Annotated in this window: 18 protein-coding genes and 1 riboswitch; of the genes, 8 read left to right on the forward strand and 10 right to left on the reverse strand. The window is 72.9% G+C overall.

Annotated elements, in window-relative coordinates:
- Positions 1-14 precede the first annotated feature (14 nt).
- A riboswitch (cobalamin riboswitch) is annotated at positions 15-147 on the forward strand.
- A gap of 146 nt (positions 148-293) precedes the next feature.
- Positions 294-2,678 carry a ribonucleoside-diphosphate reductase subunit alpha gene (locus ACZ6ZT_RS09410; RefSeq protein ID WP_469717068.1) on the forward strand — a complete coding sequence of 795 codons (2,385 nt, stop codon included), beginning with the start codon at positions 294-296 and terminating at the stop codon, positions 2,676-2,678.
- Entirely contained in the window at positions 2,678-3,691 is a 1,014-nt protein-coding gene (locus tag ACZ6ZT_RS09415) for a ribonucleotide-diphosphate reductase subunit beta (RefSeq protein ID WP_469717072.1), read from the forward strand. The genes ACZ6ZT_RS09410 and ACZ6ZT_RS09415 overlap by 1 nt, the downstream gene beginning before the upstream one ends.
- A 70-nt stretch (positions 3,692-3,761) precedes the next feature.
- Here the strand turns inward: ACZ6ZT_RS09415 and def are convergent, their stop codons facing one another.
- The 8 genes from def to ACZ6ZT_RS09455 all read right to left on the reverse strand — a co-directional run bounded on the left by def (position 3,762) and on the right by ACZ6ZT_RS09455 (position 11,300).
- Entirely contained in the window at positions 3,762-4,397 is a 636-nt protein-coding gene (def, locus tag ACZ6ZT_RS09420; protein ID WP_469717074.1) for a peptide deformylase, read from the reverse strand.
- A gap of 57 nt (positions 4,398-4,454) precedes the next feature.
- Positions 4,455-5,450 carry a tetratricopeptide repeat protein gene (locus ACZ6ZT_RS09425; protein WP_469717076.1) on the reverse strand — a complete coding sequence of 332 codons (996 nt, stop codon included), beginning with the start codon at positions 5,448-5,450 and terminating at the stop codon, positions 4,455-4,457.
- Positions 5,451-5,568: 118 nt separating this feature from the next.
- Positions 5,569-6,849: an HD-GYP domain-containing protein gene (locus tag ACZ6ZT_RS09430; protein ID WP_469717077.1), complete on the reverse strand. Its 1,281-nt coding sequence runs from the start codon at positions 6,847-6,849 to the stop codon at positions 5,569-5,571.
- Positions 6,846-8,330, reverse strand: a complete 1,485-nt coding sequence (locus ACZ6ZT_RS09435; RefSeq protein ID WP_469717078.1) for an HD-GYP domain-containing protein — start codon at positions 8,328-8,330, stop codon at positions 6,846-6,848. Before ACZ6ZT_RS09435 ends, ACZ6ZT_RS09430 begins: the two co-directional genes overlap by 4 nt.
- Positions 8,331-8,533: 203 nt before the next feature.
- The gene (rsrA, locus tag ACZ6ZT_RS09440) at positions 8,534-8,836 is read right to left on the reverse strand and encodes a mycothiol system anti-sigma-R factor (RefSeq protein WP_266574027.1); all 303 of its coding nucleotides are present in this window, start codon (positions 8,834-8,836) and stop codon (positions 8,534-8,536) included.
- Positions 8,833-9,477 (reverse strand): sigma-70 family RNA polymerase sigma factor, encoded by a 645-nt coding sequence (locus tag ACZ6ZT_RS09445; protein WP_266576354.1) that lies wholly within the window; start codon positions 9,475-9,477, stop codon positions 8,833-8,835. The genes rsrA and ACZ6ZT_RS09445 overlap by 4 nt, the downstream gene beginning before the upstream one ends.
- 334 nt (positions 9,478-9,811) lie before the next feature.
- Positions 9,812-10,456 carry an alpha/beta hydrolase family protein gene (locus ACZ6ZT_RS09450; RefSeq protein WP_469717080.1) on the reverse strand — a complete coding sequence of 215 codons (645 nt, stop codon included), beginning with the start codon at positions 10,454-10,456 and terminating at the stop codon, positions 9,812-9,814.
- A 28-nt stretch (positions 10,457-10,484) separates the two neighbouring features.
- On the reverse strand, positions 10,485-11,300 hold the full coding sequence (locus ACZ6ZT_RS09455; RefSeq protein ID WP_469717082.1) for an SOS response-associated peptidase: 816 nt from the start codon (positions 11,298-11,300) through the stop codon (positions 10,485-10,487).
- A gap of 53 nt (positions 11,301-11,353) precedes the next feature.
- On the opposite strand from ACZ6ZT_RS09455, the gene ACZ6ZT_RS09460 reads away from it, so the two are divergent.
- From ACZ6ZT_RS09460 to ACZ6ZT_RS09475, 4 genes are all read left to right on the forward strand, one after another.
- Positions 11,354-12,067 (forward strand): M50 family metallopeptidase, encoded by a 714-nt coding sequence (locus ACZ6ZT_RS09460; RefSeq protein WP_469717083.1) that lies wholly within the window; start codon positions 11,354-11,356, stop codon positions 12,065-12,067.
- 53 nt (positions 12,068-12,120) lie between these two features.
- Complete coding sequence (gene aroA, locus ACZ6ZT_RS09465; protein ID WP_469717085.1) at positions 12,121-13,473, forward strand: 3-phosphoshikimate 1-carboxyvinyltransferase; 1,353 nt, start codon at positions 12,121-12,123, stop codon at positions 13,471-13,473.
- Positions 13,474-13,481: 8 nt separating this feature from the next.
- A complete protein-coding gene (gene rsgA, locus ACZ6ZT_RS09470) occupies positions 13,482-14,492 on the forward strand; it encodes a ribosome small subunit-dependent GTPase A (protein WP_469717087.1) in 1,011 nt (336 codons plus the stop codon).
- A 91-nt stretch (positions 14,493-14,583) separates the two neighbouring features.
- The gene (locus ACZ6ZT_RS09475; protein WP_469717089.1) at positions 14,584-14,907 is read left to right on the forward strand and encodes a DMT family transporter; all 324 of its coding nucleotides are present in this window, start codon (positions 14,584-14,586) and stop codon (positions 14,905-14,907) included.
- Here ACZ6ZT_RS09475 and ACZ6ZT_RS09480 read toward each other — a convergent pair.
- Positions 14,873-15,475 (reverse strand): TetR/AcrR family transcriptional regulator, encoded by a 603-nt coding sequence (locus ACZ6ZT_RS09480; protein ID WP_469717091.1) that lies wholly within the window; start codon positions 15,473-15,475, stop codon positions 14,873-14,875. The genes ACZ6ZT_RS09475 and ACZ6ZT_RS09480 overlap by 35 nt on opposite strands.
- A gap of 139 nt (positions 15,476-15,614) precedes the next feature.
- Here ACZ6ZT_RS09480 and hisN point away from each other — a divergent pair, with 139 nt between their 5' ends.
- Positions 15,615-16,418 (forward strand): histidinol-phosphatase, encoded by an 804-nt coding sequence (hisN, locus tag ACZ6ZT_RS09485; RefSeq protein ID WP_469717093.1) that lies wholly within the window; start codon positions 15,615-15,617, stop codon positions 16,416-16,418.
- Positions 16,419-16,603: 185 nt separating this feature from the next.
- Positions 16,604-16,996, forward strand: coding sequence for a CBS domain-containing protein (locus ACZ6ZT_RS09490; RefSeq protein ID WP_469717095.1), 393 nt, complete (start codon positions 16,604-16,606; stop codon positions 16,994-16,996).
- A gap of 74 nt (positions 16,997-17,070) precedes the next feature.
- Here ACZ6ZT_RS09490 and ACZ6ZT_RS09495 read toward each other — a convergent pair whose 3' ends face one another.
- Positions 17,071-18,579 carry a catalase gene (locus ACZ6ZT_RS09495; protein WP_469717097.1) on the reverse strand — a complete coding sequence of 503 codons (1,509 nt, stop codon included), beginning with the start codon at positions 18,577-18,579 and terminating at the stop codon, positions 17,071-17,073.
- Positions 18,580-18,632: the final 53 nt, after the last annotated feature.

An 18,632-nucleotide genomic window follows, 5' to 3' on the forward strand; every position in this document is an offset into this window, starting at 1 on the left:
CCGCATCCAGGCGCCCCCACATGTATGCTCAGGGCTGCTGTCGCCGCAGGGGAATCCGGTGCGAATCCGGAACTGTCCCGCAACGGTATGAAGTGCACCCTTTCGTGCTCCGCAAGTCCGAGGACCTGCCGACAGCGCGCCCGGCTCGACCGATCCGGGTGCCGACCACGTCCGGGCCTCGCGGTTGGGCCGGGGGACGCCATGCGGTGGGGTACGCGTACCCGCACGCCCGCATGCGCCCGCCCGTGCTCCGCCCCACCGATGACCGGGCCGAGCGAGGGAGAGCTCCCCCCGTGACCATCGCGCCCGCCGCACCGCGCGCCGAGTCCGACCAGCCCGCAGCCGAAGGCCCCGGGGCCGCGCTGCTGCGCACCCTCACCGAGCTGACGGCCGACCTCCCCGACACCGACCCCGGCCGGGTCGCCGCCGCCGCCCTGCGCGGCCGCAGCTCCGTCGCGGACGAGGCCGAACTGCGCGGGCTGGCCACCGAGGCAGCCGCGGGGCTGATCTCCGAGGACCCGGCGTACTCCCGCCTCGCCGCCCGCCTGCTCACGCTGGCCGTCGCCGACGAGGCCGCGGGCCAGGGGTCCACCTCCTTCGCCGAGTCCGTCGCGGTGGGTCACCGCGAGGGCCTGATCGCCGACCGCACCGCCGAGTTCGTGGCCCTCCACGCCGCCCGGCTCGACGCCCTGGTCGCGCACGCGCTCGCCGAGGGCGCGGACGACCGCTTCGGCTTCTTCGGCCTGCGCACCCTGCACAGCCGCTACCTGCTGCGCCACCCCCTCACCCGTCAGGTGATCGAGACCCCCCAGTACTTCATGCTGCGCGTGGCGTGCGGCCTCGCGGAGAACGACTCGGTCCAGGCCGTCGAGGAAGTCGCCTCCCTCTACCGGCTGATGAGCCGCCTGGACTACCTGCCGTCCTCCCCCACGCTCTTCAACTCCGGCACCCGCCACCCGCAGATGTCCTCCTGCTACCTGCTGGACTCCCCGCTGGACGAGCTGGACTCGATCTACGACCGCTACCACCAGGTCGCGCGCCTGTCCAAGCACGCCGGCGGCATCGGCCTGTCGTACTCCCGCATCCGCGCCCGCGGTTCGCTGATCCGCGGCACCAACGGCCACTCCAACGGCATCGTGCCGTTCCTGAAGACCCTCGACGCCTCCGTCGCCGCCGTGAACCAGGGCGGCCGCCGCAAGGGCGCCGCCGCCGTCTACCTGGAGACCTGGCACGCGGACATCGAGGAGTTCCTGGAGCTCCGCGACAACACCGGCGAGGACCAGCGCCGCACCCACAACCTGAACCTCGCCCACTGGGTGCCGGACGAGTTCATGCGCCGGGTCAACGCCGACGCCGAGTGGTCGCTGTTCTCCCCCGCCGACGTGCCCGAGCTGGTCGACCTGTGGGGCGACGACTTCGACGCCGCCTACCGCAAGGCCGAGGCCGACGGGCTGGCCCGCAAGACCATGCCCGCCCGCGACCTGTACGGCCGGATGATGCGCACCCTCGCGCAGACCGGCCAGGGCTGGATGACCTTCAAGGACGCCTCCAACCGCACGGCGAACCAGACCGCCGAGCCGGGCACGGTCGTCCACTCCTCCAACCTCTGCACCGAGATCATCGAGGTCACCAACGACGGCGAGACGGCCGTCTGCAACCTCGGCTCGGTCAACATGGGCGCCTTCGTCGTGGACGGCGACATCGACTGGGAGCGCCTGGACGAGACCGTCCGCACCGCGGTGACCTTCCTCGACCGCGTCGTGGACATCAACTTCTACCCGACCGAGCAGGCGGGCCGCTCCAACTCCCGCTGGCGGCCGGTGGGCCTGGGCGCGATGGGCCTCCAGGACGTCTTCTTCAAGCTGAAGCTGCCCTTCGACTCCCCCGAGGCGAAGGCCCTGTCCACCAAGCTCTCCGAGCGCATCATGCTGGCCGCGTACGAGGCCTCCTGCGACCTCGCCGAGCGCAGCGGCCCCCTCCCGGCCTGGGAGCAGACCCGCACCGCCCGCGGCGTCCTGCACCCCGACCACTTCGACGTGGAGCTGAACTGGCCCGAGCGCTGGGACGCCCTGCGCGCCCGCGTCGCCACGTCCGGCATGCGCAACTCGCTGCTCCTGGCCATCGCCCCGACGGCGACCATCGCGTCCATCGCGGGTGTGTACGAGTGCATCGAGCCGCAGGTCTCCAACCTCTTCAAGCGCGAGACGCTCAGCGGTGAGTTCCTCCAGGTCAACGCCTACCTGGTGGAGGAGCTGAAGCAGCTCGGCGTGTGGGACGCGCAGACCCGCGAGGCGCTGCGCGAGGCCAGCGGCTCCGTGCAGGGCTTCGGCTGGATCCCGGCCGAGGTGCGCGAGCTGTACCGCACGGCGTGGGAGATCCCGCAGCGCGGTCTGATCGACATGGCGGCGGCCCGTACGCCGTTCCTCGACCAGGCGCAGTCGCTGAACCTGTTCCTGGAGACGCCCACCATCGGCAAGCTCAGCTCGATGTACGCGTACGCCTGGAAGCAGGGTCTGAAGACCACGTACTACCTGCGCTCCCGCCCGGCGACGAAGATCGCCCGCGCCGCCTCCGGCAGCGCCGTGCCGGCCGCCGCCGCCCCCCTCCCGCAGGCCGTCGACGCCGATGCCCTGGCCTGCTCCCTTGAGAACCCCGAGTCCTGCGAGGCCTGCCAGTAATGAGCTCCACCGCCAAGAACCTGCTCGACCCGGGCTTCGAGCTGACGCTTCGTCCCATGCGCTACCCGGACTTCTACGAGCGCTACCGGGACGCGATCAAGAACACCTGGACCGTCGAGGAGGTCGACCTCCACTCGGACGTCGCCGACCTGGCGAAGCTGACGCCGGCCGAGCAGCACATGATCGGCCGTCTGGTCGCGTTCTTCGCGACGGGCGACTCGATCGTCTCGAACAACCTGGTGCTGACGCTCTACAAGCACATCAACTCCCCGGAGGCGCGCCTTTACCTGTCGCGCCAGCTGTTCGAGGAGGCCGTGCACGTCCAGTTCTATCTGACGCTGCTCGACACCTACCTGCCCGACCCGGACGACCGCGCGGCCGCCTTCGACGCCGTCGAGGAGATCCCGTCGATCCGCGAGAAGGCGCAGTTCTGCTTCAAGTGGATGGACTCGGTCGAGAAGATCGACCGGCTGGAGACGAAGGCCGACCGCCGCCGCTTCCTGCTGAACCTGATCTGCTTCGCCGCGTGCATCGAGGGCCTGTTCTTCTACGGCGCCTTCGCGTACGTGTACTGGTTCCGCTCGCGCGGCCTGCTGCACGGTCTGGCCACCGGCACCAACTGGGTGTTCCGCGACGAGACCATGCACATGAACTTCGCGTTCGAGGTCGTGGACACCGTCCGCAAGGAGGAGCCGGAGCTCTTCGACGACGCGCTCCAGCAGCAGGTCACCGACATGCTGAAGGAGGCCGTGGAGGCGGAGCTGCAGTTCGGCCGCGACCTGTGCGGTGACGGCCTGCCCGGCATGAACACCGAGTCGATGCGCGAGTACCTGGAGTGCGTCGCGGACCAGCGCCTGGTCCGCCTCGGCTTCCCGGCGGTGTACGGCTCGCAGAACCCGTTCTCCTTCATGGAGCTGCAGGGCGTCCAGGAGCTGACGAACTTCTTCGAGCGCCGCCCGTCGGCCTACCAGGTCGCGGTCGAGGGCACCGTCGACCTGGACGAGGACTTCTGAGTCCCGCCCACCGCCCGCACATGGTGAAGGCCCCGCCCCGGATTCCGGGGCGGGGCCTTCGCCCTGCGGGTCAGGCGTTGGGGACGACCTCGTAGCGCGGGGTGCCCTCTTCCATCTGCCGCAGCGCGTCCTTGCGGTCGCGCTTCGAGAGGCGGTCGATGTACAGGTACCCGTACACGTGGTCCGTCTCGTGCTGGAGGCAGCGGGCGAAGTAGCCGGTGCCGCGGACCTTGATCGGGTTGCCCCGCGCGTCCTGGCCGGTCACCTCCGCGTAGTCCGGGCGCGCCAGCGAGACGTACGCGGTCGGGACCGACAGGCAGCCCTCGTTCGAGTCGTCCAGCACCCGCCCGGCGGTCGGCAGCTCCACGAGCTTCGGGTTGACGACGACACCGGTGTGCCGCCTGCCCTCGTCGTCGGGGCAGTCGTAGACGAAGACCTTGGCGTCCACGCCGATCTGGTTCGCGGCCAGGCCCACGCCCTCGGCGGTCTTCTGGCTGGCGAACATGTCGTCGATCAGCCGCGCCAGCTCCTCGCCGAACTCGGTGACGTCCTTGCACTCCCGGTGCAGCACCGGATTGCCGACCACCGTGATGGGGCGGGACGTGCCGCGCTCGCGGTGGGCGAGCTCGCGCGCCTCACAGTCCTCGGTGTCCACGACGTAGCCCTCGTCGTCGACCGGGACCACCTGGTTCTCCTGCTGCGCCATGTCCGCCGTACGCCTTCCTCAAGTCACCGATGTGCCGGTACAGACTACGGCCCGGGCTCAGCAGACTTCTTCGAGATCCCGCCATTCCCGGCTGTCGGGGCTGTCCGCGACCCATCCGTCGAGCAGTCCGCGCACCAGTCCGGCCGGGGCCGCGATGCCGCATTCGCGCTCGGGCACCCACAGGGAGCCGGAGCCGGCCGTACGGTGGCCGAGCGGGCCGGGGTGGCCCGGTTCGCTGTGGTCGTGCGGGTCGAGGTGGTCGCCGTCGCCCTCGCCGCTGGGCATCGCGCTCTCCGAGCAGGTCCGGCACAGCAGCCGTACCGACGAGGACCAGTCCTCGGCGGCGAAGCCCGCGTCGGAGGCCAGCTGCTCCAGGGCGTCGCGGTCGGCCTCGGTGGCCGCCTCCAGGAGCACCACCCAGGTCGGTACGGGGGAGGGCGCCCACAGCTCGATCTCGTCGAAGACCGGGTACGAGGGGCCCGCGGCGGTGATCCGCTCGCCGTGCGGGACCCCGTCGTGCAGGACCACCTCGCCCCAGCGCCGGCCCGAGGAGGGCAGCGGGATGGACAGGACCTCCATACGGGCCGGATCGAGCCTGCGGCCCCACACGACCTCGGCCTCCCCCTCGGGGGACAGCCGTACGGCGGCGCTGCCGAGCTCCATGCCGGCCGGCTCGCCCGTCGCGGCCGTGCTGTGCGGGTCGCCGGGCACCTTCAGCCCGTACGCCTGCCAGGCCCGCCGGGCCAGCGGCCAGTCCTGGAGGGCGGTCGCGGCGATCCCGACGTTCCACCAGTCCGGGGCGCCGCTCTCGCGGTCCAGCAGGGCCACGGCGCGCAGCCCGGCGGCCCGGGCCTGTTCCCAGTCGTGCCGGAACTTGTGCAGCAGGGCCAGGTTGAACCAGGACTCGGACAGCCAGGGCTCCAGATCGGCCGCCTTGGTCAGCAGCGCGCCCGCGTCCTCGTACCGGCCGTCGCCGATCAGCGTGAACGCGCGGTCGGTCGCCTGCCGCCACGAGGCGGAGGGCCGATGCCGTACCTTCCCGAAGATCCTCACGTTTCCCGCCTGCCTGGGGGCACCTCCCAGCGGTGGCTGGGGGACAACGGTGCAGCCTTGCGGACACTCCTACTGCATCCAACCATGCCCGCGCGGACGGCCGCTCATTACCCATGGGTTACCCCGGTGGAACGGGAACGACTCCGCCCCGCCCGCCCCTGGCCAGAACCCTCGCCAGACACTCCACGACCTCCGGCTGGTAGTCGTGCCCGGTGCCCAGCCGCAGCCGCTCCAGGGCGTCGAGTGAGCCGCCCGGGTGACGGGCCCCGCCGACCAGGTCGTCGTACGCGTTCACCGCGCGCACGATCCGGGCGGCGACGGGCTGGTCCCGGTACGGCTCGGCCTGCCGCTCGACGATCACCGCCACCTCCGCGGGCACCCCGGTCCGCCGGGCCACCTCGCCGCCCAGCCCCGCGATCCGGCGGGCCTCGTCGGGGGGCAGGGCGGCGGTGGCCCCGGAGGGGACCGGGTCGACCAGCGAGAGCTGGCCGATGTCGTGCATCAGGGCGGCGTACTCCAGCACCGTGAGCTCCCGCTCCGAGAGCCCCAGCTCCCGCCCGACGGCGCAGCTCAGGGCCGCGACCCGGCGGGAGTGCCCCGGCGGGGTGTACCCGGCGATCTCGGTGGCGCGGGCCAGGGAGGTGATGGTCTGGCGGTAGGTGGTGCGGATCGCGGCGATCCGGTGGAAGGAGGTCTGGGTCAGCAGCAGCGGCACGCTGAGGACGGGCAGCGCCCACAGCCCGGCCACGGCCACCCCCAGGGCCATCACCACCCCGGTGGCGCAGATCGCGGCGCCCGTCCCGAGCCGCGCGCGCAGCTCGTCGCGCAGCAGCGGCCCGTACGGGCGGCTGCCGCGGGCCCCGGCCAGGGCGGCGGCGAGCACGGCGTCGCACAGGGCGGTCAGGCCGAGCAGGAGCAGCAGGAACAGGACGAGGTACGGGCCCGACCCGATCCGCTCCGCCAGCCGCCCGGAGTGGTGGAGCGGCTGGAAGCAGACGGCGGCGAAGCCCGCGGTGAGGATCCGGCGGGCCGCGTGGTCCAGGGCGGGGCCGCGGCCCCGGGCGACGTGCGGGACGGTCCCGGCGAGGACGGCCGCGACGACGACGGCGACGGTCTGGAGGACCCCGTGCTGGGTGGGCTGCCCGGCGTTCTGGCCGAGCAGGGCGTACGCGAGGGCCCCGGCGGAGCCGAGCGGCGCGTGTTCGCGGTCCCGGCGGGCGGGATGGCCGTCGTCCCCGGCGCGGTCGTCGGCCCGGGCGAGTTCCCCGACGGCGATGAGGGTGCCGAAGGCGAGGGCGGCGCCGGGTTCCAGGACGCCGGTCCACAGGGTGTGCCCGAGCCCGGCGAGGGCGAGCAGCCAGGCGGCCGCCCGGACGGACCGGGCGGTGGCGCCCCTCACCGGGGACCCCGGGCGGGCAGGTCGGGAGGCGGTCCGCCGTCGCCGCGCGGGGAGGCGGCCGGACGCCCCTCCGCGGGGGCCGCCTCCCGGCCCTGGCCCGGCAGGGCGGGCAGCACGGGGGCGGGGGCCGTGGGAGCGGGAACGGGATCGGGAACGGCGGCGGTCGGAGCCGGCCCGGCGGGGTCCGCGCCGATCACCTGGAGGTCGTCGTCGGAGGTGACCACGGGATGCCAGCCGTGCCGCCCGATGGCGGCGGCCAGCGCCCGCACCATGGCCGGATCGAACTGGGCCCCGGCACACCGCTCCAGCTCCGTCAGCGCCACCGGCACCGGCCGGGCCCTGCTGTAGGAGCGGGTCGAGGTCATGGCGTCGAAGGAGTCGGCCACCGCCACCACCCGGGCCAGGACCGGGATCTGCTCCCCGCTCAGCCCGTACGGGTAACCGGTGCCGTCGACCCGCTCGTGGTGGTGCAGGATCGCGGAACGGGCCTCCCCCAGGAAGCCGATGCCCCGGACGATCTCGTGCCCGTACTCGGGGTGCAGCTCGATGACGCGGCGTTCCTCGGGCGTCAGCGGGCCGTCCTTGCGCAGCAGCCGGGTCGGCACGCCCAGCTTGCCGACGTCGTGCAGGATCCCGGCGATGCGGACGACCTCCAGCCGGTCCTCGTCCATCCCCAGCTCGCGGGCGATCATCGCGGAGGCCTGGCCGACGCGTTCGCTGTGCCCGCGCGTGTACCGGTCCTTGATGTCGACGGCCTGGACCAGGGCGCGGATCGTGGCCCGGTGGGCGGCGCGCTCGCGGTGGTACTGGGTGAAGGCCCAGCAGGAGACGTACATCGGCAGCAGGACGAGCAGGGCGGCCGGGATCCCGTACGGGCTGCGCCACAGGACGGCCATCATCAGTCCGGCGAGGCCGTGGACGCAGTACGGGGCGAGGGAGCGGGTGAGCAGCCCCTGCCAGGCGGTGGCGGCGGGCCGGCGTTCGGCGGCGGCCAGGACGCCCCCGTCGAGCGCGGTGAGGACCAGGCAGAAGACGGCGGCCGCGGCGGTGGCGGGGAGCATCACGGAGGGGAAGTCGGCCCCCGCGAGCGCCTCGCGGCCGCCGAGGAGCCCGTGGACCGTGCCGGCCGCCCACGCCCCCGTCGCCTGCTGGGCGGCGTGCCACACCCGGCGCACCCCGGCGGGCCGCTGGACGACGGCCTGGGCGAGGCCGCCGGGCACGGCCACGAGCGCGGCGGCGGCGGGCGGCAGCAGGTAGACGGCGGCCAGCAGGACGGGGAAGAGGGAGCCGATGCCCTCGGGCACCCGGCCGCCCACCAGCGGCCAGGGCCTGAGCAGTTCGCAGCCGAGGTAGAGCGCGGCCAGCAGGGCGACGGCCGGCCACGGCGTGGCGGCGTCCACCAGGGCGGGGGCGGCGCACAAGGCGGCGACGAGCACGACGGTGAGGACGTACGCGCGCGCGGCCGGCGGAAGTGCCCGCATGGCGCTCTCCTCCCCCCGTGCCGTGCACCGGGCACCGGATCGCACCGGCACCGAGAGGGGAGGATAGGGCGGCCCCCGCGGAAAGCAGGGGAGATTCACGCTTTGCGCCGTACGGACGCCCCCGGATTCGCACCTTCGGGTGAACGAAGGGGTGTCCGGGGGCGGTCGTTCAGCTCACCGCGGCGCCACGGCGCCGCGGGGTCTCAGCCGGTCGCGGGATCGGCCGTCACGTCGTGGTCGGGCACGGCCTGGCCCGAGCGGATCAGCTCGATCCGGCCCATGACCTTGGAGCGCAGGTCGCTCGGCACGTCGTCCGAACCGCAGCAGCGCTTCACCAGCTTCTTCACGGCCTGCTCCAGCCCGTACTTCTCCAGACAGGGATTGCATTCGCCGAAGTGCGTCTCGAACTTCGTGCAGTCACTATCGGGCATCTCGTGGTCCAGGAACTCATAGAGATGGTCCAGGACCTCCGCGCACTCCGTCTCGTGCGGCTCTCCGCAGCTCATGAGCCCGAGCCTTTCAGGTCGTTCGACTCTCCCGCGCCCGCGGGGACCAGCCCGCGCTCACGGGCGTAGTCCTCCAGCATTCCGCGGAGTTGACGGCGGCCACGGTGCAGTCGCGACATGACCGTACCGATGGGTGTACCCATGATGTCCGCGATCTCCTTGTACGCAAAGCCCTCCACGTCGGCAAGATAGACCGCGATGCGGAACTCCTCCGGAATGGCCTGAAGCGCTTCCTTCACGTCGGAATCGGGCAGGTGGTCGAGCGCCTGGGACTCCGCCGAACGCAGACCCGTCGACATGTGCGACTCGGCGCGCGCGAGCTGCCAGTCCTCGATCTCCTCCGCCGCGCTGCGCTGCGGTTCGCGCTGCTTCTTGCGGTAGGAGTTGATGAACGTGTTGGTCAGGATGCGGTACAGCCACGCCTTCAGGTTGGTGCCCTCGCGGAACTGGTGGAAGGACGCGTACGCCTTCGCGTACGTCTCCTGGACCAGGTCCTCGGCGTCGGCCGGGTTGCGCGTCATGCGCAGCGCGGCGGAGTACATCTGGTCGAGGTAGCCGAGGGCGTCCCGCTCGAAACGCGCGTTGCGCTCCGGCGTCGTCTCCTGTGCCTGGCCTTCGTCGGTCCCAGCGACAGGACCCACCTCCTCCGACAGCGTGGCGGCTCCGAAAGCGGATCCGCTCGAATCGGAGAATAGTCGACCATCCCGGCCTTCCGCCGCCCGAAGCGAGCTGTGCTTGGGCGCGGGCAGTACCGTCCAGTCCAGGTCAGCGGCCTGCCGACGGTTCTGACTGATGACCTGGGTCATGCGCTCCCTCTCCTCCGACGATTCCCCTGCGTTCCGACACCCCTGACAACAGGCGGTCCGGGCAGGGCATTCCCGGGCCTGCCAAGGGTTTTCGCGGGCGGCGGGCCGGGGCGGCGCGGGGTGAGCGGGATCACTGCGGAATCCGTCAGGTCGGCCCCGCGCGGGGTCCTCAGCCGATGAGCCGGCCGAGCCAGGGGGCCACCGCCCCGGTGATCACGGCGAGGGCCTCCTCCTGGGTCGGGCCGGCCTTCTTGGGCACCGCGAAGCCGTGGTCCCCGTACGCCACCTCGACCAGCGTGTACGGGTCCTCTCCGGCCGGTCGCGGAAACTCCCCGGGGTTCCCGAAGGGATCCCGGCCCCCTTGGACCACCAGGGTGGGCCGCCCGGCGCCCAGCAGCTCGGCGGCCCGGGACTTCTCGGGGCGGCCCGGCGGGTGCAGCGGGAAGGCCAGCGCGAGCACCCCGGCCGCGTCCAGCTCGACGGCGGTGCGGCAGGCCACCCGGGCCCCGGCGCTGCGCCCGCCGGCCACCACGGGCAGGCCGGGGCGGCGCAGCGCGGGCCACAGGGCGCGCCAGCCCTCGTCGAGCACCTTGGGGGCGGCGGCGACCTTCTTGCCGGCGACCCGCCAGGGCTGCTCCACCAGGGCGACGGTGACGCCGTGCGCGGGGAGGGCGGCGGCCAGGGCCACCAGGTCCCGGGCCTCGATCCCGCCGCCGGCGCCGTGGCCGAGGGCCAGCACCAGCCGCGCGGCGGGGGCGGTGTGCCAGGTGACGCGGGCCTCGCCCGCCGGGGTGTCGACGCTCTCGGTGCTCATCCCCCGATCATGCCGCCCGGCCGGCGGATCAGAAGAGGGTGGCCTCCTCCGGCGCGGCCAGCTCGCCGAGCAGCTCCGGCCCGTTGTTGCGTACGTTGCTCACGGCCGTGGACACCGGGTAGGCCCGCATCAGCCCGCCGGGCGGCGGGGCGAGCAGCCCGCGCAGCTCGTCCTCGTCGGTGCGGGCGGGGTCCAGCCAGGCGTCCCAGCGGTCCGGGGTCAGCATGAGCGGCATCCGGGGGTGGATGTCGGACAGCGAGCGGGGCCCCTCGGCGGGTCCGGCGGCCAGCGGCGCGGTCTCCGCCTCGGCGGTGATCACCGAGCAGGTGGCCCACCAGGCCCCCGGATGGTCGGCGGGCAGCGCCGGGTCGCGCCAGAACTCGTAGAGCCCGGCCATCGCGAAGACGGAGCCGTCGGCGGGCAGCACGAAGTACGGCTGCTTGCGGGCCCGCTTCCGCTTCCCCTCGACCTCCAGTTCGCGCTCCTCGTGGGCGGTGACCCACTCGTAGTACCCGTCGGCGGGCAGGATGCAGCGGCGCTGGGCGAAGGGGCGGCGGAACGAGGGCTTCTCGTGCAGGGTCTCGGACCGGGCGTTGATCATCCGGGCGGCGCCCTCGGGGCTCTTGGCCCAGGAGGGGACCAGACCCCACTTCAGGACGCGCAGCTGGCGAACCGGACGCGGATCCCGCGCGTCCTTCAGGGGACGGTCGAGGACGACGTGGACCTCCTTGGTCGGCGCCACGTTCCAGTCCGGGGCCAGTGCCTCCAGCGGTTCCCACCGCTCGACACCGAATATCCCCGCCAGCTCCTGTGGCGTACGACTCGCCGCAAACCTTCCGCACATGGCTGACACACTGCCATGGCAGCCGCCGCCCACCGCAAGGGATCCGCCACTCCATGGACACCACCACGACAGCCGGTCTCTGGGACCGGCTCACCGGCATACAGACCGAGCCCGCCTGGTGGCTGGTGGTCGTCACGGGCGTGGCGGCGCTGGCGGTGGTGGGGCCCCGGCCGGTGTGGCGGGTGGCGCGCAACGCGATCACCATCGCGCACGAGGGCGGCCACGGGCTGCTCGCCCTGCTCACCGGACGGCGGCTCGACGGGATCCGGCTGCACTCGGACACCAGCGGCGTCACCGTCAGCCGCGGCAGGCCCACCGGCCTCGGGATGGTCCTGACGGCCGCCGCCGGGTACACGGCCCCCTCGCTGCTGGGCCTGGGCGGGGCGGCCCTGCTGTCGGCGCACCGGATCACGCTGCTGCTGTGGGCGGCGACCGCGCTGCTGCTGGCGCTGCTGGTGATGGTCCGCAACGCGTACGGCCTGATGACGGTGGTGCTGACGGGGGCCGCCTTCGTGCTGGTGTCGTGGCTGGCCCCGTCCGGCGTACAGGCGCTGTTCGCGTACGCGGTGGTGTGGTTCCTGCTGCTCGGCGGGGTGCGGCCGGTCTTCGAGCTCCAGGCCAAGCGCCGGCACGGCGGAGCGCCCGACTCCGACGCCGACCAGCTGGCGCGGCTCACCCATGTGCCGCCGCTCGCCTGGCTGCTGCTGTTCCACGCGGTCGCGCTGTGCTCCCTGATCGGCGGCGGGCGCTGGCTTCTCGGCCTCTGAGACGGGCCCGTGATCAAGTTCTGGCCCCCCCTGGAGCCACTAAAGTGGTGGCCATGACCGAGACCCCCGCGCTCCACGCCCTCTGGCCCGCTCCGCTCGCGGACGGGGCCGTCCACGCGACCGTCACCGTGCCCGGGTCGAAATCGGTCACCAACCGCGCCCTGGTCCTCGCCGCCCTCGCGTCCGAGCCCGGCTGGGTGCGCCGCCCGCTGCGCTCGCGCGACTCCCAGCTGATGTCGGACGCCCTGCGGGCGCTGGGCGTCGGCATCGAGGAGACGGTCTCCTCCAGCTCCGCCGGGGACGGCGCCGGCGGGGAGGCCTGGCGGGTCATCCCGGCGGCTCTGCACGGCCCGGCCACCCTCGACGTCGGCAACGCGGGCACGGTCATGCGCTTCCTGCCGCCCGTCGCCACCCTCGCCTCCGGCGACGTCCGCTTCGACGGCGACCCGCGTTCCTACGAGCGTCCGCTCGGCGAGGTCATCAAGGCGCTGCGCGTCCTCGGCGCCCGGATCGACGACGACGGCCGCGGCGCGCTGCCGATGACCGTCCAGGGCGGCGGGGCCCTGGAGGGCGGCACGGTCGAGATCGACGCCTCCAACTCCTCCCAGTTCGTCTCGGCGCTGCTGCTGTCCGCCCCGCGCTTCAACCAGGGCGTCGAGGTCCGGCACACCGGCGCGACGCTGCCGTCCATGCCGCACATCCTGATGACGGTGGACATGCTCCGCGCCGCGGGCGCCCAGGTCGACAGCCCGGAGGCGGGCGGCGAGCCGAACGTCTGGCGGGTCTCCCCGAGCGCCCTGCTCGGCCGCGACCTCGTCGTGGAACCGGACCTCTCCAACGCGCAGCCCTTCATGGCCGCGGCCCTGATCACCGGCGGCACGGTGACCTTCCCGGACTGGCCGGCCCGCACCACGCAGCCCGGTGACGCGCTGCGCGAGATCTTCACCGCGATGGGCGGCTCCTGCGAGCTGACCGACGCGGGCCTGGTCTTCACCGGCAGCGGCAAGATCCACGGCATCGACGTGGACCTGGGCGACCTCGGCGAGCTGACCCCCGGCATCGCGGCGGTCGCGGCCCTGGCCGACTCGGAGTCGGTCCTGCGCGGCGTCGCCCACCTGCGGCTGCACGAGACGGACCGGCTCGCCGCGCTGACGGCGGAGATCAACGCCCTCGGCGGCGACGTCACGGAGACCGCCGACGGCCTGCGCATCCGCCCGCGCCCGCTGCGCGGCGGTGTCTTCCACACCTACGACGACCACCGCATGGCCACCGCCGGAGCGGTGATCGGCCTCGCGGTCAAGGGCGTGGAGATCGAGAACGTGGCGACGACCGCGAAGACCCTGCCGGACTTCCCGGCGATGTGGACAGAGATGCTCGGGCAAGCCCCGCGGGGAGCGGGAGCGTAGGGCCCGTCATGCGCAGGTACGGCAAGAACACCGACGAGGACGACATCCGCCAGCGCCCGAACCCCAAGGGCAACCGGCCGCGGACCAGCATCCGGCCCAAGCACGAGGACGCCGCCGAGGGCTTCGTCCTCACGGTGGACCGCGGCCGGCTGACCTGCCTGGTCGGGGACCGCCCGGTGCACGCGATGAAGGCCCGCGAGCTGGGCCGCAAGGCGGCGGTGGTCGGCGACCGGGTCTGGATCGTCGGCGACCTGTCCGGCAAGAAGGACACCCTCGCCCGGATCGTGCGGATCGAGGAGCGCAAGTCCGTCCTGCGCCGCACCGCCGACGACGACGACCCGTACGAGCGGGTGGTCGTCGCCAACGCCGACCAGCTCGCCATCGTCACGGCGCTCGCCGACCCGGAGCCCCGGCCGCGCATGATCGACCGCTGTCTGGTGGCCGCGTACGACGCCGGGCTGGAGCCGCTCCTGGTGCTCACCAAGTCCGACCTGACCTCCGCCGACAAGATCCTGGAGATCTACTCGACCTTCGGCCTGAACTACGTCGTCACCAACCGGGAGGAACTGGAGACGGGCGATGCCGCCGAGCGGGTGCGCGAGCGCCTAAACGGCCGGATCACGGCCTTCGTCGGCCATTCGGGCGTCGGCAAGACCACCCTCGTGAACTCGCTGGTCACCGAGGGCCGCCGCCGCGCCACCGGCCACGTCAACGCGGTGACGGGCCGCGGCCGGCACACCACCACCTCCGCGCTGGCCCTGCCGCTGCCCTCCGGGGACGGGTGGGTCATCGATACCCCGGGCGTGCGCTCCTTCGGCCTGCACCACGTGGACCCGTCCCGGGTGATCCTGGCCTTCCCCGAGCTGGTCCCCGGGACGGAGGGCTGCCCGCGCGCCTGCAGCCACGACGAGCCGGACTGCGCGCTCGACCAGTGGGTGGCGGACGGCCACGCGGACCCGGCACGCCTGTACTCGCTGCGCCGGCTGCTCCAGACCCGGGAGCGTCGCGAGGGCGACTGACCGGCTGCCGGGGTTTGCAGGACGCCCTGTCTGGTAAATGCATCCTCGCACCAGGTGATGTGACGTCAGGCGAGGCGGGGAGGCAATCGAGATGGCGTGGCTGCTGGTCGTGGTCGCGGGGATCCTGGAGACCGGCTTCGCGGTCTGCCTGAAGATGTCCCACGGTTTCACCCGGCTGTGGCCGACGATCGCCTTCGCCTGTTTCGCCCTGGGCAGCTTCGGCCTGCTGACCCTGGCCCTGAAGAAGCTGGACGTGGGCCCGGCGTACGCGGTGTGGACGGGCATCGGCGCCGCCGGGACCGCCATCTACGGCATGGTCTTCCTCGGCGACCTGGTCTCCACCCTGAAACTCGTCTCGATCTCGCTGGTGATCCTGGGCGTCATCGGGCTCCAGCTGTCCGGCTCGGCGCACTGAGCGCCTCCGCGGCCAGCCGCAGCAGCCCGGCCGGTCCGCGCTCCGGCTCCGCGCCCCCGGCCGCGTCCTGCCCGGGGGCTATCACGTAGGACAGCGCGAGGCGTACGGCGAGCTCGCACCGCCAGGCCGGCTCCGGGCTGAGCGCGGCCGCGGCCCGGTCCCGTACCACCCGCGCCAGGTCGCCCGGCGCGAGCGCCTGCCGGCTGCCCGGCGGCGGCGGCACGGGCAGCGCGAGGTCCCACCCGCCGGTCAGCAGGGCCCGTACGAGGGGCTGGGCGCGGGCGGCCCGTACGGTCCACTCCGCGAGGGCCGCGAGCCGCCCCTCGGCGTCCGCCGGGCCGGGAGGCGGCGCGCTCTCCAGCGCCCGGTCGACCCCGTCGAGGTACCCCTCGGCCGCCCGGCGCACGAGGGCCCGGCCGAGGCCCTCCTTGCCGCCGAACTCGTTGTAGAGGGTCTGCCGTGACACCCCGGCGGCGGCCGCGACCTCCACCATCCGCACGGACGGCCAGGGCCGCGCGGACAGGGCCGCTTCGGCCGCTTGCAGCAAGGACTCCCGGCCCGCCGGCATCGTCGCCTCCCCCGCTGTGGGTTTCCCGCTGGGCTCCCCCGTCAGAGTTGACGGGCCGACAGATCCTGTCAAGGGCGCCTCCCCGGCCGTACCGCGGACGCCGTTCGCCGGGCCGCGGCGGGCTCGGTACTGTTCGGGCATGCCCGAGTATGACGATGACCTGCGCCTCGCCCTCGACCTCGCCGACGCCGCGGACGCCGCCACGATGCAGCGCTTCCGCGCCCTCGACCTCCAGGTCGAGACGAAGCCGGACATGACCCCGGTGAGCGAGGCCGACAAGGCCGCCGAGGAGATCGTCCGGGCCGGGATCCTGGCCGCCCGCCCCTCCGACGCGATCCTGGGCGAGGAGTACGGGCTCCAGGGCGACGGCCCCCGCCGCTGGGTCGTGGACCCGATCGACGGGACGAAGAACTACGTGCGCGGGGTCCCCGTCTGGGCGACGCTGATCTCCCTCATGGAGGAGGACGCGGACGGGGTCTTCCGCCCGGTCGTCGGCGTGGTCTCGGCCCCGGCGCTGGGCCGGCGCTGGTGGGCGGCGCGGGGCACCGGCGCCTTCTCGGGCGGCGCGCTCGGCGAGCCGGCCCGGATCGGGGTCTCCAAGGTCGCGACCCTGGCCGACGCCTCGTTCGCCTACTCCTCGCTCGGCGGCTGGGAGGAGCAGGGGCGCCTGCCCGGGTTCCTGGACCTGACCCGCGCGTGCTGGCGTACGCGGGGCTACGGCGACTTCTGGCCGTACATGATGGTCGCCGAGGGCTCCCTGGACCTGTGCGCCGAGCCCGAGCTGAACCTGTGGGACATGGCGGCCATCGCGGTCGTGGTCCAGGAGGCGGGCGGCACCTTCACCGACCTGGAGGGCGTGGAAGGCGTGCACGGCGGGAACGCCGCCGCCTCCAACGGACTGCTGCACGCGGAGATGCTCGCGCACCTGCGCCCCCGCGCCTGACCCCCCTGCGCGGGTCCGCACCCGGCACGCGCCCGGCAATCGCTCCGTGTGCCTCCTTGCTGACGCTCCGTGTCGGTGCGAATCTGAGGGTCCCTCCGCTTGTGCACTTGTGAAGCGATTCTCGAAGGGTCGCCCGCCGGTGCACCCACCCAAGCGGGGGCCTCACCCAGGAGGTGGCTCTCTTCATGTTCGTCCGTGACGCCATGAGCACCCTGATCCTCACCCTCGGACCCGCGCACACCCTTCGTCAGGCGGCCACGCTGATGTCCGGCCGGCGCGTCGGCGCGGCCGTCGTCCTCGATCCCGACCACAGCGGCGTCGGCATCCTCACCGAACGCGACATCCTCAACTCGATCGGCGCCGGCCACGACCCCGACCGGGAGACGGTCGGCGCGCACACCACCAACAACGTCGTCTTCTGCACCCCCGAGGCCACCGTCCAGGAGGCGGCTGAGGCCATGGCGCTCGGCGGCTTCCGGCACCTGATCGTGCTGGAGGGCGGCGGCCCGGTGGGCATCGTCTCCGTCCGCGACGTCATCCGCTGCTGGGTGGGGGCCCGGCGCACCGTCCCGGCGTGACACGACGACGGCGGGCCGGGCGGCCCCCGAAGGGGTTCCCGGCCCGCCGTCCCGCTCCGGCGAGCGGCCTCGTACTAGCCGCGGAGGGCCTGGACCGCGGCTTCCAGTCGCTTGCCGAAGTCGTCGTCCGCCTTGCGGAAGTTGTCGATCGCCCGCTCGGCGATGTCGTCCCGGGAGACCTTGGCGATGAAACCGGACAGGTTCTCCACCAGACGGGACTTCTCGTCCTCGGACATCAGCCGGTAGAGGTCGCCCGCCTGGACGAAGTCGTCGTCCTCGGCGTGCGCCGGGATGGCGTGGTCGCCGGTGGCGCCGATGACGGTGGAGGGGGCCCACAGCGGGCGGTCCGTCTGGACGGGGCCGCCGAAGCTGTTCGGCTCGTAGTTCTTCGCGCCCTTGTGGCGGCCGTCGTAGAGGGCGCCGTCACGGGAGTGGGTGCGCGCCTCGGTGGCGTGCGGGCGGTTCACCGGCAGGTGGTCGGCATTGATGCCGACGCGGTAGCGGTGGGCGTCGCCGTACGCGAAGAGGCGGCCCTGGAGCATCTTGTCCGGGGAGGGGCCGATGCCGGGGACGAAGTGGGCCGGGCTGAAAATGGACTGCTCGACCTCGGCGAAGACGTTCTCCGGGTTGCGGTTCAGCTCCAGCTTGCCGATCTCGATCGGCGGGTAGTCCTCGTGCGGCCACACCTTGGTGAGGTCGAACGGGTTGAAGCGGTACGTGGCCGCCTCGGCCGCCGGCATGATCTGCACCTGTACGGTCCAGCTCGGGAAGTCGCCGCGCTCGATGGACTGGCGCAGGTCGCGCTGGTGCGAGTCGGGGTCCTCGCCGGCGAGGGCGTTCGCCTCGGCCTGGGTGAGGTTCTTGATGCCCTGGTCGGTCTTGAAGTGGTACTTGACCCAGAAGACCTCGCCCGCCTCGTTGTTCCACTGGAACGTGTGCGAGCCGTAGCCGTTCATGTGGCGATAGGACGCCGGTATGCCGCGGTCGCCGAACAGCCAGGTCACCTGGTGGGTGGATTCCGGCGACAGGCCCCAGAAGTCCCAGACGTTGTCCGGCTCCTGCGAGCCCGTGTAGGGGTCGCGCTTCTGGGTGTGGATGAAGTCGGGGAACTTGATCGCGTCCCGGATGAAGAAGACCGGGGTGTTGTTGCCGACGAGGTCGTAGTTGCCCTCCTCGGTGTAGAACTTCAGCGCCCAGCCGCGCGGGTCGCGGCGGGCGTCCGCGCCGCCGAGGCTGTCGGCGACGGTGGAGAAGCGCAGGAAGGTCTCGGTCTGCTTGCCGACCTCGGAGAGGAACTTCGCCCGGGTCCACCGCGTCACGTCACGGGTGACGGTGAAGGTGCCGTACGCGCCGGCGCCGCGGGCGTGCACCACGCGCTCCGGGATGCGCTCGCGGTTGAAGTGGGCGAGCTTCTCCAGCAGGAGCTGGTCCTGGACGAGAACGGGCCCGCCGACGCCGGCGGTCTCACTGTTCTGGTTGTCGGCGACCGGAGCGCCGGCCTCCGTGGTGAGCGGTCCCTGCTGCGACACGTGCGCCTCCTGCGTATCTCCCGCAAGCCCTGCCTTGGTCCTTGCGTCTTCCATAACGGATCCTACAATAGACTTTATCTAAGTCAATCAAGCATCCAAATCCGAAC

It is taken from the genome of Streptomyces sp. NPDC102258, from assembly GCF_055584685.1.

Coding starts and splice junctions, on each gene's coding strand:
- ACZ6ZT_RS09415 (WP_469717072.1), top strand. CDS start 2,678: ATGAGCTCCACCGCCAAGAACCTGCTCGACCCGGGCTTCGAGCTGACG.
- def (WP_469717074.1), bottom strand. CDS start 4,397: ATGGCGCAGCAGGAGAACCAGGTGGTCCCGGTCGACGACGAGGGCTAC.
- ACZ6ZT_RS09435 (WP_469717078.1), bottom strand. CDS start 8,330: ATGCGGGCACTTCCGCCGGCCGCGCGCGCGTACGTCCTCACCGTCGTG.
- rsrA (WP_266574027.1), bottom strand. CDS start 8,836: ATGAGCTGCGGAGAGCCGCACGAGACGGAGTGCGCGGAGGTCCTGGAC.
- ACZ6ZT_RS09450 (WP_469717080.1), bottom strand. CDS start 10,456: ATGAGCACCGAGAGCGTCGACACCCCGGCGGGCGAGGCCCGCGTCACC.
- ACZ6ZT_RS09455 (WP_469717082.1), bottom strand. CDS start 11,300: ATGTGCGGAAGGTTTGCGGCGAGTCGTACGCCACAGGAGCTGGCGGGG.
- ACZ6ZT_RS09460 (WP_469717083.1), top strand. CDS start 11,354: ATGGACACCACCACGACAGCCGGTCTCTGGGACCGGCTCACCGGCATA.
- aroA (WP_469717085.1), top strand. CDS start 12,121: ATGACCGAGACCCCCGCGCTCCACGCCCTCTGGCCCGCTCCGCTCGCG.
- rsgA (WP_469717087.1), top strand. CDS start 13,482: ATGCGCAGGTACGGCAAGAACACCGACGAGGACGACATCCGCCAGCGC.
- ACZ6ZT_RS09475 (WP_469717089.1), top strand. CDS start 14,584: ATGGCGTGGCTGCTGGTCGTGGTCGCGGGGATCCTGGAGACCGGCTTC.
- ACZ6ZT_RS09480 (WP_469717091.1), bottom strand. CDS start 15,475: ATGCCGGCGGGCCGGGAGTCCTTGCTGCAAGCGGCCGAAGCGGCCCTG.
- hisN (WP_469717093.1), top strand. CDS start 15,615: ATGCCCGAGTATGACGATGACCTGCGCCTCGCCCTCGACCTCGCCGAC.
- ACZ6ZT_RS09490 (WP_469717095.1), top strand. CDS start 16,604: ATGTTCGTCCGTGACGCCATGAGCACCCTGATCCTCACCCTCGGACCC.
- ACZ6ZT_RS09495 (WP_469717097.1), bottom strand. CDS start 18,579: ATGGAAGACGCAAGGACCAAGGCAGGGCTTGCGGGAGATACGCAGGAG.